15 protein-coding genes are annotated in these 18,385 nt (G+C 37.1%); all 15 read left to right on the plus strand.

Annotated elements, in window-relative coordinates; all coding sequences use genetic code 11:
- Positions 1–188: 188 nt before the first annotated feature.
- The 15 genes from A4V09_RS01900 to A4V09_RS01970 all read left to right on the plus strand — a co-directional run bounded on the left by A4V09_RS01900 (position 189) and on the right by A4V09_RS01970 (position 18,343).
- Entirely contained in the window at positions 189–1,412 is a 1,224-nt protein-coding gene (locus tag A4V09_RS01900) for a zinc ribbon domain-containing protein (RefSeq protein WP_065540844.1), read from the plus strand.
- Between the two features lie 641 nt (positions 1,413–2,053).
- Entirely contained in the window at positions 2,054–4,072 is a 2,019-nt protein-coding gene (locus tag A4V09_RS01905) for a polysaccharide biosynthesis protein (RefSeq protein ID WP_369858176.1), read from the plus strand.
- A 126-nt stretch (positions 4,073–4,198) separates the two neighbouring features.
- Positions 4,199–5,425, plus strand: coding sequence for a DegT/DnrJ/EryC1/StrS family aminotransferase (locus A4V09_RS01910; protein WP_065540845.1), 1,227 nt, complete (start codon positions 4,199–4,201; stop codon positions 5,423–5,425).
- 78 nt (positions 5,426–5,503) lie between these two features.
- A complete protein-coding gene (locus tag A4V09_RS01915; RefSeq protein WP_065540846.1) occupies positions 5,504–6,511 on the plus strand; it encodes an NAD-dependent epimerase/dehydratase family protein in 1,008 nt (335 codons plus the stop codon).
- A gap of 56 nt (positions 6,512–6,567) precedes the next feature.
- Positions 6,568–7,224, plus strand: a complete 657-nt coding sequence (locus A4V09_RS01920; protein ID WP_065540847.1) for a sugar transferase — start codon at positions 6,568–6,570, stop codon at positions 7,222–7,224.
- A 2-nt stretch (positions 7,225–7,226) separates the two neighbouring features.
- Positions 7,227–8,429, plus strand: a complete 1,203-nt coding sequence (locus A4V09_RS01925) for an ATP-grasp domain-containing protein (protein WP_198168567.1) — start codon at positions 7,227–7,229, stop codon at positions 8,427–8,429.
- A gap of 12 nt (positions 8,430–8,441) precedes the next feature.
- Positions 8,442–9,656, plus strand: a complete 1,215-nt coding sequence (locus A4V09_RS01930) for a glycosyltransferase family 4 protein (RefSeq protein WP_162291098.1) — start codon at positions 8,442–8,444, stop codon at positions 9,654–9,656.
- Between the two features lie 44 nt (positions 9,657–9,700).
- Entirely contained in the window at positions 9,701–10,303 is a 603-nt protein-coding gene (locus A4V09_RS01935; protein ID WP_065540849.1) for a CatB-related O-acetyltransferase, read from the plus strand.
- 33 nt (positions 10,304–10,336) lie between these two features.
- A complete protein-coding gene (locus A4V09_RS01940; protein ID WP_065540850.1) occupies positions 10,337–11,554 on the plus strand; it encodes an O-antigen ligase family protein in 1,218 nt (405 codons plus the stop codon).
- Between the two features lie 134 nt (positions 11,555–11,688).
- Entirely contained in the window at positions 11,689–12,876 is a 1,188-nt protein-coding gene (locus tag A4V09_RS01945; RefSeq protein ID WP_084043400.1) for a glycosyltransferase family 4 protein, read from the plus strand.
- Positions 12,877–12,935: 59 nt separating this feature from the next.
- On the plus strand, positions 12,936–14,135 hold the full coding sequence (locus A4V09_RS01950; RefSeq protein WP_065540851.1) for a nucleotide sugar dehydrogenase: 1,200 nt from the start codon (positions 12,936–12,938) through the stop codon (positions 14,133–14,135).
- A 60-nt stretch (positions 14,136–14,195) separates the two neighbouring features.
- The gene (locus A4V09_RS01955) at positions 14,196–15,368 is read left to right on the plus strand and encodes a DegT/DnrJ/EryC1/StrS family aminotransferase (protein WP_065540852.1); all 1,173 of its coding nucleotides are present in this window, start codon (positions 14,196–14,198) and stop codon (positions 15,366–15,368) included.
- A 77-nt stretch (positions 15,369–15,445) separates the two neighbouring features.
- Positions 15,446–16,522: a Gfo/Idh/MocA family protein gene (locus A4V09_RS01960; protein ID WP_065540853.1), complete on the plus strand. Its 1,077-nt coding sequence runs from the start codon at positions 15,446–15,448 to the stop codon at positions 16,520–16,522.
- Positions 16,523–16,540: 18 nt separating this feature from the next.
- The gene (locus A4V09_RS01965) at positions 16,541–17,110 is read left to right on the plus strand and encodes an N-acetyltransferase (RefSeq protein ID WP_065540854.1); all 570 of its coding nucleotides are present in this window, start codon (positions 16,541–16,543) and stop codon (positions 17,108–17,110) included.
- A 24-nt stretch (positions 17,111–17,134) separates the two neighbouring features.
- Complete coding sequence (locus A4V09_RS01970; protein WP_065540855.1) at positions 17,135–18,343, plus strand: lipopolysaccharide biosynthesis protein; 1,209 nt, start codon at positions 17,135–17,137, stop codon at positions 18,341–18,343.
- The last annotated feature ends 42 nt before the right edge of the window (positions 18,344–18,385 follow it).

Below are 18,385 nucleotides of genomic sequence, written 5' to 3' on the forward strand. Positions count from 1 at the left end.
TTTACCCAAGACAACACCAGGCTAATTGAAAATCCGCTATATTTTTTTTGCATATTGACTTTATCAGCTTTTAGCGTTAAACTAGGATACGACAAAAAACAAAAATAAGTATTTTCTTAATACTTTTTTTGCAATTCATCTTGCCGCATTTCTTAGAAAAATGCGGCACTTAAAAAACAGGTTATTGGATGAAAACAGGATTTTGCATTAAGACAATAAAATATCAACTGCGATGTTCCCATGCAGAGTGGTTTGTCAGTACGGAAGGATATTATCGGGATGTTCTGAATTTTTATTATCACCTGCTTTTACACCAGAAGGAGCTTTGGGATTTGAATTCCTTTCAAATGCAAAGGGAACTGGAATGTCTGACAATAGAAGGCAGGGATGGAAGAAAACCAGAATACCCCCTTCCTTTTTCCAAGGTGCCGCTCTATTTCAGGCGCTCAGCTATTAATAAGGCGATTGGATGTCTGAAAAGTTATCTGGGATTGAGCCGGTCTGTGGATAAGACGGAGGAATATAATCCGCCTCTGCCTGAAACCATTAATGCCTCACTTACTTATTTCAAAGGAATGTATAGAGAATTTACAGATACCGGAATTACCTTAAAAGTTTGGGATGGTAGCAGCTGGCACTGGATGGAATGCCGGCTGAAGGGAATTCCGTTCCCGGCAAATGCTGTGGTTTTATCTCCGTCAGTTGTTCTGGACAGTAAAATCTGCTGGCTTCATGTTCCTGTAAAAAAGGAAACAACAGATGCAAGAAATGCAAAGGAACGAATGAAAAGTGGTGATAATATCTGCAGCGTTCAATTTACAAATACAGATATTTTTGCCATGTGCTGCGTTATGGATGGGGATGGGAAACAGTTGGCAGTCCGTACCTGCCGGGGCGGTGATGCATATCGCCATCAATGCCGGAGGCTTCTGGATAAAATAGAATTCTCCAGACAGTATACGGATAAAGACAATGTGGAGCAGCCAAATAAAAAATATTACATACATCTAAAGAATCTGTCTGAATATTATGCCCATAACGTGAGCCGCGAAATCGTGGATCTCTGTGTGGAAAACAAAGTGAAAGTGATAGTCCTTCCGTTGTATCATGCCGATTTCAGCAGAATGGTACAGTATCGCACTGGTAATTTTACGCCTTTGCATTTGAGCAGCGGGATAAGAGCATATTTGAAATATAAGGCATGGGAGGCAGGGATTATTGTACTGGAACATAGTGCAGACCATACAAGCAGCCGATGTGCCATATGCGGCGGAACTGTGAAAAAACAGGGAAGTCAATACATATGTGAAAATGGTCATCAAGGCAGCCGCTTTCTGAACAGTGCCAGAAATCTTGGAAAGAAATGCCAGGAGGATTTCAGGAAGAAGAGAGGGTGTTTAAATCAAATATAAATTTGATAAGTAATAATATATATATTCGCGCATGTGCCATTTTTCCAAATGGCAGGATGATGGAATGGAATATAGGTGTGTTATGCACTCTTATATAGATACCGGGAAACCGGAAAAGAGCAGATTCCAAAGGCATCTGTTCTTCGGTAGAATATCGCCGGCTGGCTCCACGTGGGGTCAGCAGAGAATTGTCCGTTCGCGGTTGGACAGACAATATTCAAAGTAATAAAAGATAAAAGGTAATGGTTCAGTCTTTACTGGCTGATGGTAAGTAAGTATACAGCAGCCAGGCAAAATCCCCATGGTGAAGGTGATCCTGCATGGATTTTTGCCCGAAACGGTGAAGATACGGAACATTTGAGAAAAAAGCTGTAAAGAGATTTGGAAATATGAGGGGAGAAATTATGTGGCAGATAATCCTTGTGCTGCTGCTTCTGCTGGTTCTGTTCCTGTTTGTGATGGTGTTTGCTTTGGCGAAGATCAATTCCGGGGACAGAAAGAGAGAGGATAATGAGCAGGAGGCGTTTATTCGTAATAGTCATAATGTGGAAAAAGCCGAAAATGCGGGCAGTGATACCAGCATAGTCCATAATGAGGAAAAGAAATGGAATGCAGCACTGGTGAATGAGGAAAGAGACAGCATGCAGAAAGAGCTGATGCGGAAAGCCGGTAAAAAGAAAAAGGTTATGGAACACTGGCAGGCAATTGCGCTTTGGCTGATGCTTTACGATATTGTGGCTGTGAATGCGGCCTATATTGTGGCTTTATGGGTAAGATTTGACTGCAGGTATTCTTTGATTCCTGATGTTTATCTGAGGGCATTTTTGAAGTTTGCGCCATGGTATACGGTGTTTAGCATTGTGGTTTATTGGGTGTTGAGGCTGTATAAGAGTGTTTGGCGGTTTGCCAGTTTTAGTGAGTTGTTCCGGATTGGGGCGGCGAATATTTTGACTGGGTTGTTTCAGATCATTGGGATCACCTTGTTTTTGAAAAGAATGCCTATTTCGTATTATCTGTTTGGGATAATGCTGCAGTTTGTGTTTACGGTTGCAGTTCGGTTCTCTTATCGGTTTATTTTGTTGGAGCGAAATCGAAATAAACAGAATGAGGAGGATGCGGTTCTTCACCGGGTCATGCTGATTGGGGCAGGAGCTGCGGGTCAGATCATTATACGGGATTTAAACCGGGCCAGTGAGGTGAAGGCAAAGGTTTGCTGCATTATTGACGATAATCCGAATAAGACGGGGCGTTACATAGAAGGGATTCCCATTGTTGGGAACAGGGACGATATTCTGCTGAGTGCAGATAAATATAAGATTGATCAGATTTTACTTGCAATTCCCAGTGCTTCGGCTGAGGAGAAGAGAGATATTCTCAATATTTGTAAGGAGACTGGGTGTGAACTGAAGATACTTCCCGGGATTTATCAGCTGGTAAATGGGGAAGTGGCGATAAGTAAAATGAAGAATGTGGCTGTGGAGGATTTACTGGGAAGAGATCCGATTAAGGTCAATATGGAGGAAATCTTCCATGCACTGCAAAATAAGGCGATCCTTGTTACCGGCGGGGGTGGGTCTATTGGAAGCGAACTGTGCAGGCAGATTGCGGCCCATGGTCCGAAACGGCTGGTTATCTTTGATATTTACGAGAATAATGCGTATGACATTGAGCAGGAGCTGAGGAGGAAATATCCGAAGCTGGATTTGGTGGTTTTGATCGGGTCGGTGAGGGACAGCAGAAGAGTGAACAGTGTGTTTGCGGAGTACCGACCGGATGTGGTTTATCATGCGGCGGCTCATAAGCATGTGCCATTGATGGAGACAAGTCCTTGTGAAGCGATAAAGAATAATGTTTTGGGGACGTATAAAACGGCCAGTGCGGCGCTGCAGAGTGGGTGTGAAAAGTTTGTGCTGATCAGTACGGATAAGGCTGTCAATCCTACGAATATTATGGGGGCCAGTAAACGGTTGTGTGAGATGGTGATACAGACTATGGACAGGCTGGGTAAGCAGGGAAATCCGGTTGTGCTGCCGGATTTGAATGGCCATGAAGAGAACGTTGATTATGATATGGCTGCAGTTACAAGGGAACCCGGGGCTGAAAAGGAAGAAAGCAGAAGGAAGCCTACGGATTTTGTGGCGGTGCGGTTTGGGAATGTGCTTGGAAGTAATGGGTCTGTGATTCCGTTGTTTAAGAAACAGATAGAAGCGGGCGGGCCGGTTACGGTTACACACCCGGATATCATTCGGTATTTTATGACAATACCGGAGGCAGTGAGTCTTGTGCTGCAGGCGGGGACGTATGCAGAAGGGGGAGAAATATTTGTACTGGATATGGGGGCACCGGTGAAGATTGACACGTTGGCTAGGAATCTGATAAAGCTGTCGGGGTATAAACCGGATGTGGATATTTCGGTTGTATATACTGGGTTGAGGCCCGGGGAGAAGCTTTATGAAGAGAAACTGATGGCGGAGGAAGGGATGAAGACTACGCCGAATAAGTTGATACATATTGGGAGTCCGATCCCGTTTGATACGGAGAAATTCATGAAGGATTTGGAACAACTGGCTTGTGCTTCTTATAACAATCAAGAGGATATCTATAAGTTAGTGAAAATGGTGGTTCCAACCTATAGAAAGGATAAACTCTTACAAAGCTGAAATTAAAAAGAGTGTTTGATGAAATGATTTAAACATGGGATGCACTGGAAACTATAAGAAATAAATTAATCGGGAACTGGGTTTCTTTAATGATTGATCAAAGAATAGAGAGAGGGATAAGGCGATATGAGAAAAATCCAATTTAGTCCGCCTGATATAACGGATGCTGAAATAAATGAAGTTGTATCGGCACTTAAGTCTGGATGGATAACAACTGGGCCTAGAACTAAAGAACTGGAAAGACTAGTGGCCGATTGGAGTGGTACATCTAAAGCGGTCTGCTTAAATTCTAATACAGCTTGTGCAGAAATGACATTGCGGATTTTAGGGGTGGGTATTGGTGATGAAGTAATTGTGCCGGCATATACATATACAGCATCGGCTTCGGTTGCAGCCCATGTAGGTGCAAAAATCATTATGATTGACTGCGAACCGGGTAAATTTACAATGGATTATGAAAAGTTAGAAGCGGCAATAACAGAAAAAACTAAAGTTATTATACCCGTTGATTTATTTGGGATTCCAGCGGACTATGAGTGCATTATGAAAATTGTTGAAAAGAAAAAGAATATTTTTCTACCATCCAATAATAGGATTCAGCAGGCTATTGGCAGAGTGATTGTTATGGCAGACGGGGCGCATTCTTTCGGTGCTGAGTATAAAGGAAAATCAGTTGCTAAATATCCTGATTTTATGAATTATAGTTTTCATGCTGTAAAGAATCTAACAACAGCGGAAGGTGGAGCTGTTGTGTGGAATGACATAGATGGTATTGACAATGATAAATTATATCAAATTTATATGCTGTTGAGTTTACACGGTCAGAGTAAGGATGCATTGGCTAAAACACAGTTAGGGGCATGGGAATATGATATTGTAGAACCTTGGTTTAAGTGCAATATGACAGACATTCACGCAGGTATCGGTTTGGGTCAATTACGCCGATATGAGAGTATTTTGAAACGCCGAAAAAGTATAATTACAAGAATGGATGATGCTTTTAAGAACCTTCCTGTAGAAGTGCTGAGTCACTATACGGATGATTATAAGGGATCAGGTCATCTCTATATTATGAGGCTGTTTGATTATAATGGAAGTGCTTTAAATTGTGAAACAAGAAATAATTTTATTGTGGAGATGGCAAAAATGGGAGTCGCAACAAATGTTCACTATAAGCCGTTACCGATGCATACAGGGTATCAAAAGCTAGGATTTAACATTAATGATTATCCGAATGCCTATGATCAATTTAAAAATGAAATAACACTGCCGCTGCATACTTGTTTAAGTGATGAGGATGTTGAATATGTAATTGAATGTGTTAGAAAAGTTGTCAAACATTTATTAGGGTAGAGTTTAATGAACAAGGGTAAGAATATGGAAAGGATTATGTATAGAACAAATACATAATCATCAGAAAGAGAGGGACTTATGGTTATTATTATTGGAGCATCAAGTTTTATTGGTGTACACACAGTTGATGAATTTATAAAACAGGGGTGTGAAGTTCTTGTTACAGGAAGAAATAATAAATTCCGTGAACATTACGAGAGATTAGGAGTTAAATATGAAAACCTGGACCTGGTGAATCCGGAAGATTTTGAAAAACTTCCTACAGAAAATGTAGAAGGAATTATTTTATTATCCGGTTTACTGCCGGCGAATGCGCAGGTGAATTTGGATGAAGATGAAAATGCAGCAGATTATTTCAAAGTTAATACAATTGGAACTATAAATGTTCTGGAATATTGCAGGCGCAACGGAATTAATAGGTTGATTTCTACCTCCTCGTATGCAGATGTGTGTAATTCATGGACTGCGGAAAAAGCATTAACAGAAGAGGAACCTAGGTCATTTTCATTTAAAGGAGATCATGCTGTATATGTACTGTCAAAGAATGCAGCTTGCGATGTAATGGAATATTATAATCAGCAGCACGGAATGAGTAATGCTGTATTTCGTTTTCCGCCGGTTTACGGTGTAGGACCGCATGGCTCCTTATTTATCAATGGAAAGTATGTAAAATCAGGTCTGCAGATATTTATGGATAAAGCATCAAAAGGTGAAGACATTACGATTTATGGTAATAAGAATTTAAGCCGTGATGTGGTCTATGTAAAAGATGTGGCCCATGCATTTTATTTGGCAATAAAGAGTGAAAAAACATATGGTTTGTACAATATGACATCAGGAAAGGGCGTGACATTACAAGAACAGGCAGAAGTAATAGCTGAATTGTTTGCTGAGACTCCGGATAAAATGTCAAAGATTGTTTATAAACCAGAGATTCAAAACAACACACCATCCTATTTGTTTAGTATGGAAAAAGCAAAAAGAGATTTCGGGTTCGAGCCAGCATTCCGGGATTTTAAGACCATGATGAATGATTATAAAAAGGATCTGGATACCCATAAATATCAAAACCTATTCAACTATTAGAAAGGCCAGAGAGTCCATCCAGTATTTAATTTGTGTAGGAGGAAAGAGAAAAAAATATGTACAATAACGTAAAAAGAGTAATTGATTTATTGATTTCTTTGATGATCTTTCCTGTTTTATTGTTTTTGATAGTGATCGTAGGTGTATTAATAAAATTGGATGACCAGGGTCCTGTTTTTTATATGGCTGATCGGATTGGTTATCATGGAAGAATCTTTAAAATGTTTAAGTTTCGATCAATGAAAGTAAATGCGCCGGATTTAAGATATGCGGATGGCTCTACATATAATTCTAAAAATGATTCTCGCGTTACTAAAGTCGGACGTTTTTTGCGTAAAACCAGTATTGATGAGATACCGCAGCTTTTGAATGTTTTGCATGGTGATATGGCGCTTATAGGACCAAGACCAGATAGTGCCTTTTATCTGAGCGAGTACACAGAGGAGGAGCGAATAATTTTAAATGTTCGTCCGGGAATCACGGGATACAATCAGGCTATCAATCGTAACGCAGTTGGAACAAAGGAAAAGTTAGAGAATGATATTTTTTATGTTAAGAATATGTCATTTTGGTTTGATATAAAAATTATTTTTATGACAGTGAGAAGTGTACTTATTTCAAAAAATGTATATCGCGATGATGCGGATAAGGGGAATAAAGCAGAAAGAGAAAATACGATCGGGAAAAAGAGAGTTCCAAAAGGGGAAAAATAAAAATGAAAAAAATAATGATTTTAGGGGCTGGTATTCTTCAATTACCTGCAATAAAAAAGGCAAAAGAAATGGGTCTGCAAGTCATTGCAGTTGATATGGATGCGGAAGCGGTTGGATTTAAAGAAAAAGATGTTGTATGCGAAGTGATAAGTACCATTGATACAGAAAAGATATTAAATGCCGCTAAAAGATATGGTATTGACGGTATTATGACGCTTGCCAGCGATATGCCGATACGTTCAGTGGCTATTGTTGCAAAAGAAATGGGACTTGTCGGCATCTCAGAACAGACAGCATTGAAAGCCACAAACAAAGCTTTTATGCGTCAATGTTTAAAAGAGCATGGGGTACCGGTTCCAGAGTTCTTTTGCGTTAATACAAGAGAAGAGTTTTCAAAAGCGATTGAACATTTTAAGTTGATAAATATAAATTGTATTGTAAAACCGGCAGACAATTCTGGGAGCAGAGGAGTAGATATGTTGTCAGATTTATCAGATGTGGAAGCATTAGGAAAAGCTTTTGCATATAGCAAAAGTTATTCCCGAAGTGGCGGTATTCTTGTTGAAGAATACATGGAAGGTCCTGAAGTTAGTGTTGAAACACTCAGTATTGATGGAGAGTGCCATATAATTCAGATCACAGATAAAATCACTACAAATGCTCCGTATTTTGTAGAAATGGGGCATAGTGAACCGTCCGCGTTACCTGATGAAATCAAACAGAAAGTTATTCAAATAACGAAATCTGCTGTTAAGGCCATTGGAATAGAAAATGGTCCGTCACATACAGAACTTAAAATTACTGCTGAAGGCCCCAAAATTGTAGAGTTAGGCGCAAGACTGGGCGGTGATAATATTACAACACATTTAGTACCCCTGTCTACAGGAGTTAATATGGTTGAGTGCTGTATCCGGATTGCGATCGGTGATAAAGCCGATATAGAAAAAAAATATGATAAAGGTGCTGCTATACGATATTTGAAAGCCGATATTGGTGAGATTAAAGAAATTAAGGGTATTAATGATGCTGAAACGATGAAAGGCATTCAGCAAGTAAGCATTGTAAAAGGCGTTGGAAATCAGAGCACGGAAATAAAGAGTAGTGTGGATCGTATTGGTTTTGTGATTGCTCAAGATATAACTGCAGATAAAGCTGTATACGATTGTATAACTGCGATAAAAAAGATTGATATCAGAGTGGGATAAAGGATGAAACGGTTGTTAGCTTTTAGTGCTTATTATGAACCAGAAGTTGCTGCAAGTTTATATTTATCAACAAATTTATATGAAGATTTTGCGAAAGATGGATGGAAAGTTGATCTTTTTGTACCTATGCCAACTAGAGGTGTAGACGATAAAATCAGGAAGATTTATAAGAATCGTAAAAAAGAAAGTAAAGGAAATTTGTCAATACATAGAATCTCTTTAATAAAGGAAGGGAAAGGAACCCTGGGACGTGCAGTTCGTTATATTTTGATGAATTTATTATTTATATGGAAAGGGATCACAACGAAAACAGATGTTATTTTTGTTCAAAGTACACCACCGACTCAAGGTGCAATGGCAGCAATCATTAAAAAAGTTAAAAAAATACCATTGGTGTACAATCTTCAAGATGTTTTTCCTGATTCAATGGTTGGAATGGGAATGACAAGGGAGGGTTCTATTATCTTCAAAGCAGGACAAATAATTGAAAAATTCACATATAAAAATGCTGATAAGATTATTGTGATTTCCAATGATATGAAGAATAACATCATTGAAAAAGGAGTTCCAGTAAATAAAATATCTGTTGTATCAAATTGGATAGATACAAAGTCTGTGAAACCTATTGTGAAAGAGAATAATTACTTGTTTGAAAAATATGGTCTGAGCAGGGGGGATTTTCATGTTGTGTACGCAGGGAACTTAGGATATGCACAGAATATAGAAATTATCATTCAAGCAGCAAAACGATTAGAAAATATAAAAAATATACAATTCGTTATTTTTGGTAATGGTGCTCAGGAAGAAGAATATAAAAAAATGGCTGTTGAATTGGGTGTTGTTAATTTAAAGTTTTTTCCAATACAGCCATATTCTGAGGTCTCATATGTCTATAGTTTGGCAGATGTATCAATAGTATCTTGTAAAAAAGGATTTGGCGGAAGCGCAATGCCGAGTAAGACATGGAGCATAATGGCTGCAGGAACGCCAGTTCTAGCAAGTTTCGATGCAGGTACGGATATGCAAAAAATCATTTCTTCTGATCATTTAGGATTATTCTCCGATGCGTCTAATATAGAAGGCTTAGCAGATAATATTAAGTATTTATATTTACATAAAAAGCAGGCAGAGGAAATGGGTGAAAATGCCAGAAGATATGTTGAAGCTAATGCAAGCAGGCATTCGTGTACTGCCCGTTATATAGGTATTGTGAATAGTGTCATTTAATTGAAGAAGAAATTAGATACATACATTTAGGAAGGAAAGGAAAAATGTATTATATACCCAAAATACTCAAAAAGATGAGTATGAGCAGCAAAAAAAATTGTGTCCTTGATAAAACTTCTAAAATATGCGGTGGATGTAGCTTGGTAAATACTTCAATAGGAAAGTATTCATATGTTGGATATGACACAGAAATAGTAAATGTAAATATAGGGAATTATTGTTCTATAGCAGGAAAATGTATGATTGGCGGGGGCGAACATCCTCTAAATCATGTATCAACTTCCCCAATATTTTATAAGGGCAAAAATATTTTGGGGGTAAATTTTGCAGATGACCATTTTTTACCTTATAAAAAAACAATAATTGGAAATGATGTTTGGATTGCTCATAATGTAAAGATAAAAGGCGGGGTTACGATCTCTACAGGCGCTGTGATTGGAATGGGAGCTGTTGTAACACATGATATTGGTCCATATGAAATTTGGGCAGGTAATCCAGCCAGGTTAATAAAAAAAAGGTTTAATGATGATATCATTGAGAAATTATTGATAAGTAAATGGTGGGATTTCAATTCGGTTGAACTTGAAAAATATGCCAAATGGTTTCATGAACCAGAGTTATTTTTGAAAAATATAAATATTATGTAATGGAATAGAGTGCATATTACATTGAGGTATATGATGAAGCTATTAATAAAAAATAAAAGATTAAAAGAAGAAATCCCGTATGAGTTGTTCGCTCTATTCATCAATACAGTAATGATAATTGATTTATTGAGAATAATTGTTGGAAATGTCAGCGCACTAGAAATTGTTAGAAATGGAATTTATGTTTTTACGGCATTTTATGTTATTTATCATGCGATTAGTCACAAACATTTATCTGTTCTTATGGCATCTGGTATGGGATATGCTTTTCTTGCTGCTTTTAGTGTATTACGAAATGATGGAATAACCGAAGTGGTTTTATCAGGAAGTATGATTTTTTTAACCCGGTGTTTGGCAGCGTTCTATTTCGCATATTATCTACCAATAAATGAATGTTTTTTTAAAAAGATGAAAAAGTATTATGTCATATTATTTTTGTATTGTTTCGTATATATCACAACACATACGTCAGGTATATATGCAACGGATGGAAGCTATATGACATTTTCATACAATATCTTGATTATGACACTAGTCTGCCTTCTAAACTGTGTTGAAAAACCCACGCCGCTGGGGACGCTGGGTGTTGTTGTGTTACTTGGAATAATTGTGGCTTATGGTGCCAGAGGTCCGTTGATCTGCATTGCTATTTCATTACTTTTATTTCTTTGGTACAAATTTGCTTCTTTTTCTGTTTGGAAAAAAATTATACTATTTTGTTTTTGTATAGGTGGAGGGTCTGGCCTGTTCTTAGTAAGGAATACAATTATTGAGATATTGTTAAAGTTTAATCCATCTTCAAGAACATTATATTTGCTTAAAAACTTTAAATTAGATAATTTAAGTGGAAGAAATACATACTACGATTTACTCAGTGCAGAAATAAATAAAAATTGGTTTTTACCACATGGCATTTATTCTGATAGGTTGATCTTGTCGGGCGGAGGTATGAGCTCTAATGTAGATTTATCGCAGTATTATGCGCATAATCTGCCGATTGAAGTGATGTATCAGTTTGGAGGATTTATTGGGGTATTAGTACTGATTTTTTTATTAGTTAAAATTATTAAAAGCTACATAATGGTTATTAAACAAAATGATCATAAGTTGGCTATTGTTTATTGCGCTTTTTTCTCCGGAATTACAACGTTGTTTTTTTCCAGCTCTTATTTGATCAATGAGAGAGCATGGTTAGTGTTTGGAATTGTGTTTTCTGCAGGCAAAGTTGTTAATCAAAAGAACATTGTTTAGAAATGTAGCCTTGACAGCAGCAGAATGTTATTTCATATACCTTTACTGATGAGAGAACTTAAAACTTTTAAAGTTATACTGCGGGACATGAGCAGTTGGTTGCTGCAGATCAGATTAAGAGATAGGAAAAGTGATTGAAACTTATTAAAAAGAAATGGAGAACAATGAAAGTGAGAATATTACATTGCTGTATTTCTGCATTTTATATAGACGGATATAATTATCAGGAAAACATTCTTCCCAGACAAAATAAAAAAGATGGACATGATGTTCAGATTGTGGCCTCAACCTATACATTTAAAGATAATGATAACACGAAAGGGGGTTATGTAAAACCATCTGATTATTTTAATGAAGATGGGATCTTTGTACAAAGAAGGTCCTATAAAAAAATTGCGACAGGGTTTTTAACAAATAAAATCAGAAAAATGGATGGTTTTTATGAGATGATTGAAAAATTTTCACCAGATGTAATTCTGTTCCATGGAACATCATCGGTAGAGATTTTGACAGCAGCAAAGTATAAAAAGGATCATGCGAACGTGAAATTATATTTGGATTCACATGCTGATTTTTATACATCCGGAACTAATTTTATTTCACGTAAAATATTACATGGTATATTTTACAAATATTGTATAAATAAGGCGTTACCATATATTGAAAAAATACTATATGTATCAACTGGATGTGGTGATTTTTTAAGAGAAGTGTACCATTTACCCGAACAGAAAATAGAGTTTTATTCACTTGGGGGTAATATACCATCGCTAACCGATATACAAGATTCAAGAAAAGCAGTGTGTAAAGAGTTAGGGATCAACGAGAATCAAATCATCTTTTTGCAAGCCGGAAAACTTGATCGTTATAAGAAAGTAAAAGAGATGTTAGAAATTTTTAGTCAAGTACCAGATGATAGATTTGTGTTTCTCTTAATCGGCAGCATTTCATATGATATTAAAGAAGAAGTAAATAAGCTTATAGGAAATGACCGGCGAATTAAATATTTGGGTTGGAAAGATGGGAATGAATTAAATGTTTACTTAAATGCTTGTGACATTTATCTGCAGCCTGGAAAAGTGTCAGCAACAGCACAAAATGCAATTTGTCGTTCCTGTGCAGTGTTGCTGAATAATTTGAAAGAATATCATTTATTTGTAAATGGTAATGGCTGGTTAGTTGATGATTTTGATGAAGTAAAAAAAATTCTGTCTGATATATCATTTGGCAGTATAAATGTATCTGAATTAAAATCAAAATCAAAAATGATAGGACACAAGTATTTTGATTATACAAGGCTTGCTAAACGATTATACAAGTAACTAGTTTGTATAGTTTAAAAGAACTACATTGAATATATATATTTTTGGAGGAACGGAAAATGAATATAACGGTTGTAGGGACTGGATATGTGGGGCTATCAAATGCAGTTTTGCTTTCTCAGCTTAATCGTGTGATCGCGGTAGATATCATTCCGGAAAAAGTGAAAATGATCAATGAGCGGAGATCACCAATTGTTGATAAGGAGATAGAGGATTACTTTAGCTCAAAAAAATTAGATTTAACAGCTACAACTAATGCAGACAGTGCATTTACAGATGCAGATTATGTGATTGTCTCTACACCTACGAATTATGATCCGGAGAAGAGGTATTTTGATACTAGTAGTGTTGAATCAGTTATTGCACAAGTCTCAAGAGTAAATCCGGAGGCTTATATTATTGTAAAATCTACGGTTCCAGTTGGATTTACTAAAACTGTTAGACATAAGTACCATAATCCCAATATATTGTTTAGTCCGGAATTTTTACGAGAAGGACATGCTCTGTATGATAATCTGCATCCGGGAAGAATTATAGTAGGTACAATAAAAACTAATTTGCGGCTTCTTGAAGCGGCGCGGACATTTGCCGGATTATTAATAGAAGGAGCGGTAAAAAAAGATATCCCTGTGCTGATTACGGAGTTGACTGAAGCAGAAGCTGTAAAACTATTTGCAAATACATATCTTGCCATGCGGGTTAGTTTTTTTAATGAATTGGATACATATGCGGAGGAGAAAAATCTTGATGCAGCGCAGATGATAGAAGGTATATGTTTGGACGCAAGAATTGGTAAAAATTATAATAATCCATCTTTTGGGTATGGTGGCTATTGTTTGCCAAAGGATACCAAACAAATGTTGACGAATTTTGAATCAGTACCAGGCAGCATGGTAAGGGCGATTGTTGAGAGTAATGATATACGGAAAGATTATGTTACTTCAAGAATTGAAAAAAAGTTAAAAACAGCAACGAAGAAAGTTGTGGGTGTTTACCGGCTTACCATGAAAGCAAATTCTGATAATTTTCGCGAGAGCAGTGTTCAGGGAATTATGAAACGGTTGAAGGAAAAAGGGATAGAAATCGTAATTTATGAGCCTACCCTGAAAAATGGCACTGTTTTTGAGGGGTATAAGATTTTTAATGACTTTAATGTTTTTACAGGAATGTGCGGGGTCATTATTGCTAATCGCTATAATGAGGAATTAGATGAGATTAGAGACAAAGTTTATACAAGGGATATATATCAAGAAAATTGAATGAGAGCTGCACAATACTATTATTCTGAAATACGATAAAGAAATTAGGAGGATTAACCAATGATACCCTTGATGAATACATCACGTCAGTATGAAAGTATTCAGGAAGAATTAGACGCTAAAGTATTATCAATACTGCATTCCGGACAATACATAATGGGCAAAGAAGTAACTTCTTTTGAAGCTGAATTTGCGGAATACATTGGAACGAAATATGCCATTGGTGTTGGAAATGGTACAGACGCTTTAGTGATTGCGCTCATGGCTGCGGGGGTAGGGGAAGGAGATGAAGTGATCACTACGGCTATGAGCTTTTTTTCTACGGCTGAGGCAATAGCCGTTGTAGGTGCAAAACCAGTATTTGCCGATTGTACGGCAGATACATATACATTAGATCCGTTAAAGATTGAAGAGAAGGTTACAGTTAGGACAAAGGCCATTATGCCGGTTCATATTTATGGGCAGTGTGTTGAAATGGAGGCTGTTAATGTTATTGCAAAAAAGTACGGTCTTGTTGTGATTGAGGACGCAGCCCAAGCAGCCGGTGCTGTATATAAAGGTAAAAAGGCAGGTTCTTTAGGCGATATAGGATGCGTTTCATTTTTTCCAACTAAAAATCTGGGCTGTGCTGGAGATGGTGGGATCATTGTAACAAATAAAGAGGATTTTTACAAAAAGTGTGCAGCATATAGAGTGCACGGGAGCGGAGACAATGGCAGATATGCATATTGCAAGTTAAAAGGAATTAGATATGATGATACTGATTTCGACTATCAAGGACATTTGCCAAAGTATTTTAATTACGTGATTGGGTTTAATTCAAGATTGGATGCTCTGCAGGCAGGGATCTTGCGTGTTAAGCTGCAATATTTAGATAAATGGAATGAAAGAAGAAGGGCTTATGCGGAAGAGTATGACCATAAAATACAGAATCCTTTAGTTATAAAACCTGTATGTTCTTCTGCATGTAAGCACATATATTATGTCTATGTTATATGTGTGGAAGAGAGAGAAAGATTTAGAAGACACATGGAGACCAGAGGTATAGCTACAGGTGTTTATTTTCCAATCCCGTTACATCTTCAGCAGGTATTTGTGAATTTGGGTTATAAAAAGGGAGATATGCCAAACGCGGAGTATTTGGGAGATCATGGCGTTGCACTTCCGATGTTTCCGGAAATGACGGATTCCGAACGGCAAGTGGTTATAGAGGCCGTTAATCAGTTTGAATAATTAAGTGATGCTTATGCATTCTGATTATTTTGTTCGAGAAAATTGTTTATATATGTCATATGGATAAGGAGATAATTATGAGATATGCATTAATTGGGTGCGGACGGATTGCATCAAACCATATAAAAGCAGCTATTAACAACAAATTAGAACTTGCTGCAGTCTGTGATGTGATCCCGGAAAATATGGAGAACTTACTTGAAAAACACGATCTTAATAAGGATACATCAATTGGTAGATATACTGATTATAAGCAGATGATCTCGGAAAATGGATTCGATTTAATTGGAATTGCTACGGAAAGTGGTATTCATGCAGAGATTGCTTTATTCTGTATTGAAAATGGAATAAATGTAATTATAGAAAAACCAATGGCCATGAAAATTGTAGATGCGGAGGAGATAATAAAACAATCTGAAAAGAAAAATGTGGTGGTTTCTGCCTGTCACCAGAATAGATTCAATGTTGCTATTCAGGAGACAAGAAAGGCTATTGAGTCTGGTCGATTTGGCAAGCTTTCTCATGGCGCTATCAATGTTCGATGGAATCGCAATGAAAGTTATTATACACAAGCACCCTGGAGGGGCACTTGGGCGCAAGATGGAGGAGCTCTTATGAACCAGTGTATTCACGGTATTGATTTACTTCGTTGGATGATGGGAGATAATGTTGAGGAAGTTTATGGACAGACAAGACAACAATTTCATCATTACTTGGAAGCAGAGGATGTTGGTATGGCCGTAGTGAAGTTTAAGAATGGTGCCATTGGTACAATTGAGGGAACTACAAATGTTTATCCAAAAAATCTGGAAGAAACGCTTTACATTTTTGGGGAAAATGGAACTGTCAAGATTGGCGGCGCGTCAACCAATAATATAGATGTCTGGAATTTTTCTGATGAGACGGATGAGGATCAAAAGAACAAGGGATTAGAAGAAGAAACAAGCAACGTCTACGGTAATGGTCATACAAGTTTATACGCAGATGTGGTTGATGCTATTAAAAATCATAGGAAGCCATATGTAGATGCAGTTGCGGGACGTAATGCACTAGAAATGGTATTAGCAATTTATAAAAGCCAAAAGACAGGTATGCCGGTAAAATTTCCATTAACTGATTTTGCAAGTATTGATATGGCGGGAGAATTTAAGTAAGGATAGGTATATAAATAGATGGATGATACATATAGGGCACATAGAAGTGCCTGCATAGATGAAGGTGCTGAAATTGGAGATGGGACAAGTATCTGGCATTATACCCATATCAGGGGAACGGCTAAAATCGGACGTAATTGTCACATTGGACAGAACTGTTATGTAGATGTGAACGTAAAGATAGGGGATTTTGTTAAATTACAAAATAATGTATCTGTGTATGAGTGTGTAGAATTAGAGGACTATGTATTTTGTGGGCCATCCAGTGTATTTACAAATGATTTGACCCCTAGAGCAAAATTCCCAAAGGGATCAGAGGGTTATAAGAAAACATTAGTTAAGGAAGGGGCAACGATTGGAGCCAATGCAACCATTGTATGTGGACACACAATAGGAAGAAATGCACTGATTGCTGCGGGAGCGGTAATTATTGAAGACATTCCGGATTATGCTATGTTCGGCGGTGTTCCAGCTAAACAGATAGGATGGGTATGTGAATGCGGTCAGCCACTGGATCATAAGTTCTATTGTTCAAAGTGTGAAACAAAATACTATAAAGTTAAGGCAGGGCTTGAAAAAGAGGAATGAGGTTCCGAATAGGAGGCAAGATGTGTGAATACTAACAAGAAAAAGATAGTTGGTGATTTTTCTTATAATCTGATGTCCTCATTGCTTGCAACAGGAGTATTGCAGATTGTTGTGTATCCAGTGTTGGCAAGATTATTTAACGCTTCAGCATATGGTGTTTTGTTGACCGTTATGGGGATTGTGAACACTGTTTCAGTTTCTATAGGAAACACATTAAATAACACAAGACTTATTCAGAATACAAATTATGAAGAACAGGAGATCAGCGGAGATTTTAATTTGATCTTGTCTTTTTCTGGCATAATTGGCGCTGTCGCAATATGGATAATAGGACAGCGAATGTTTGGATTATCAATTTTCACCTCTGTTTTAATGGTGATCTTAGTATTGCTGATGTCATGGCGTGCTTACTTTATTGTTGCTTTTAGAATAGTTTTGGATTTCAAGAGTAATTTTATCTGCAATATATGCATTGCAACAGGGTATTTTGTTGGTCTTGGTGTGGTGATGGTTACAAAGCAATGGCCATGTGTGTTTATTTTTGCCGAAGCCGGTGGCTTATTCTGGATATATAAAGAAACAAAGATTTACAGAGAGCACTTTGGTATTACAAGATTGTTTAAACCGACAATATCAAAGTTTTTGATGTTACTTATTGTTACGATCTCCACCAATGTTATGCTTTATTTGGATAGAATAGTGATTTATCCTATACTTGGTTCTGAATCAGTATCAGTATATACGGTTGCTGTTTTTTTTGGGAAAACACTTGGAATCATTATGACACCCATAGCAAATGTATTATTGGGATACTTTGCACAGAAGGATTATAAAATGAATCTCAAAAATTTCTGGCAGACTAATTTAATTGTGCTTGGAACGGCCTCAGCATTTATGCTGCTATCGGTCGTGGCAGCTCCAATTGCAACTAAAATATTATATCCGGGATTTTTTGAACAAGCGCAACCCTTTATTTTTTATGCTAATTTAGCAGCGGTTATAGGTGTTGTTGCTAGTATGGCACAGCCTGCTATTTTAAAATTTGTACCTACATATTGGCAATTAATTAAAGAAGGGCTGTATGCAGTGGTATATCTTGGAGCAGGTATTCTTTTATTAAATAAACATGGACTTATGGGATTTTGTATTGCTTCAATTACAGCGAATCTCGTAAAGGTAGTTATCCTTTATGCAATAGGTACAATATATTTCTCTAAAAATAATGGGAAATGATTTTTATTTAGTAAACAGAAGATTTTATTTGTTGTTATTTCT

This window comes from Blautia pseudococcoides (assembly GCF_001689125.2).
GTDB classification, from domain to species: domain Bacteria; phylum Bacillota; class Clostridia; order Lachnospirales; family Lachnospiraceae; genus Blautia; species Blautia pseudococcoides.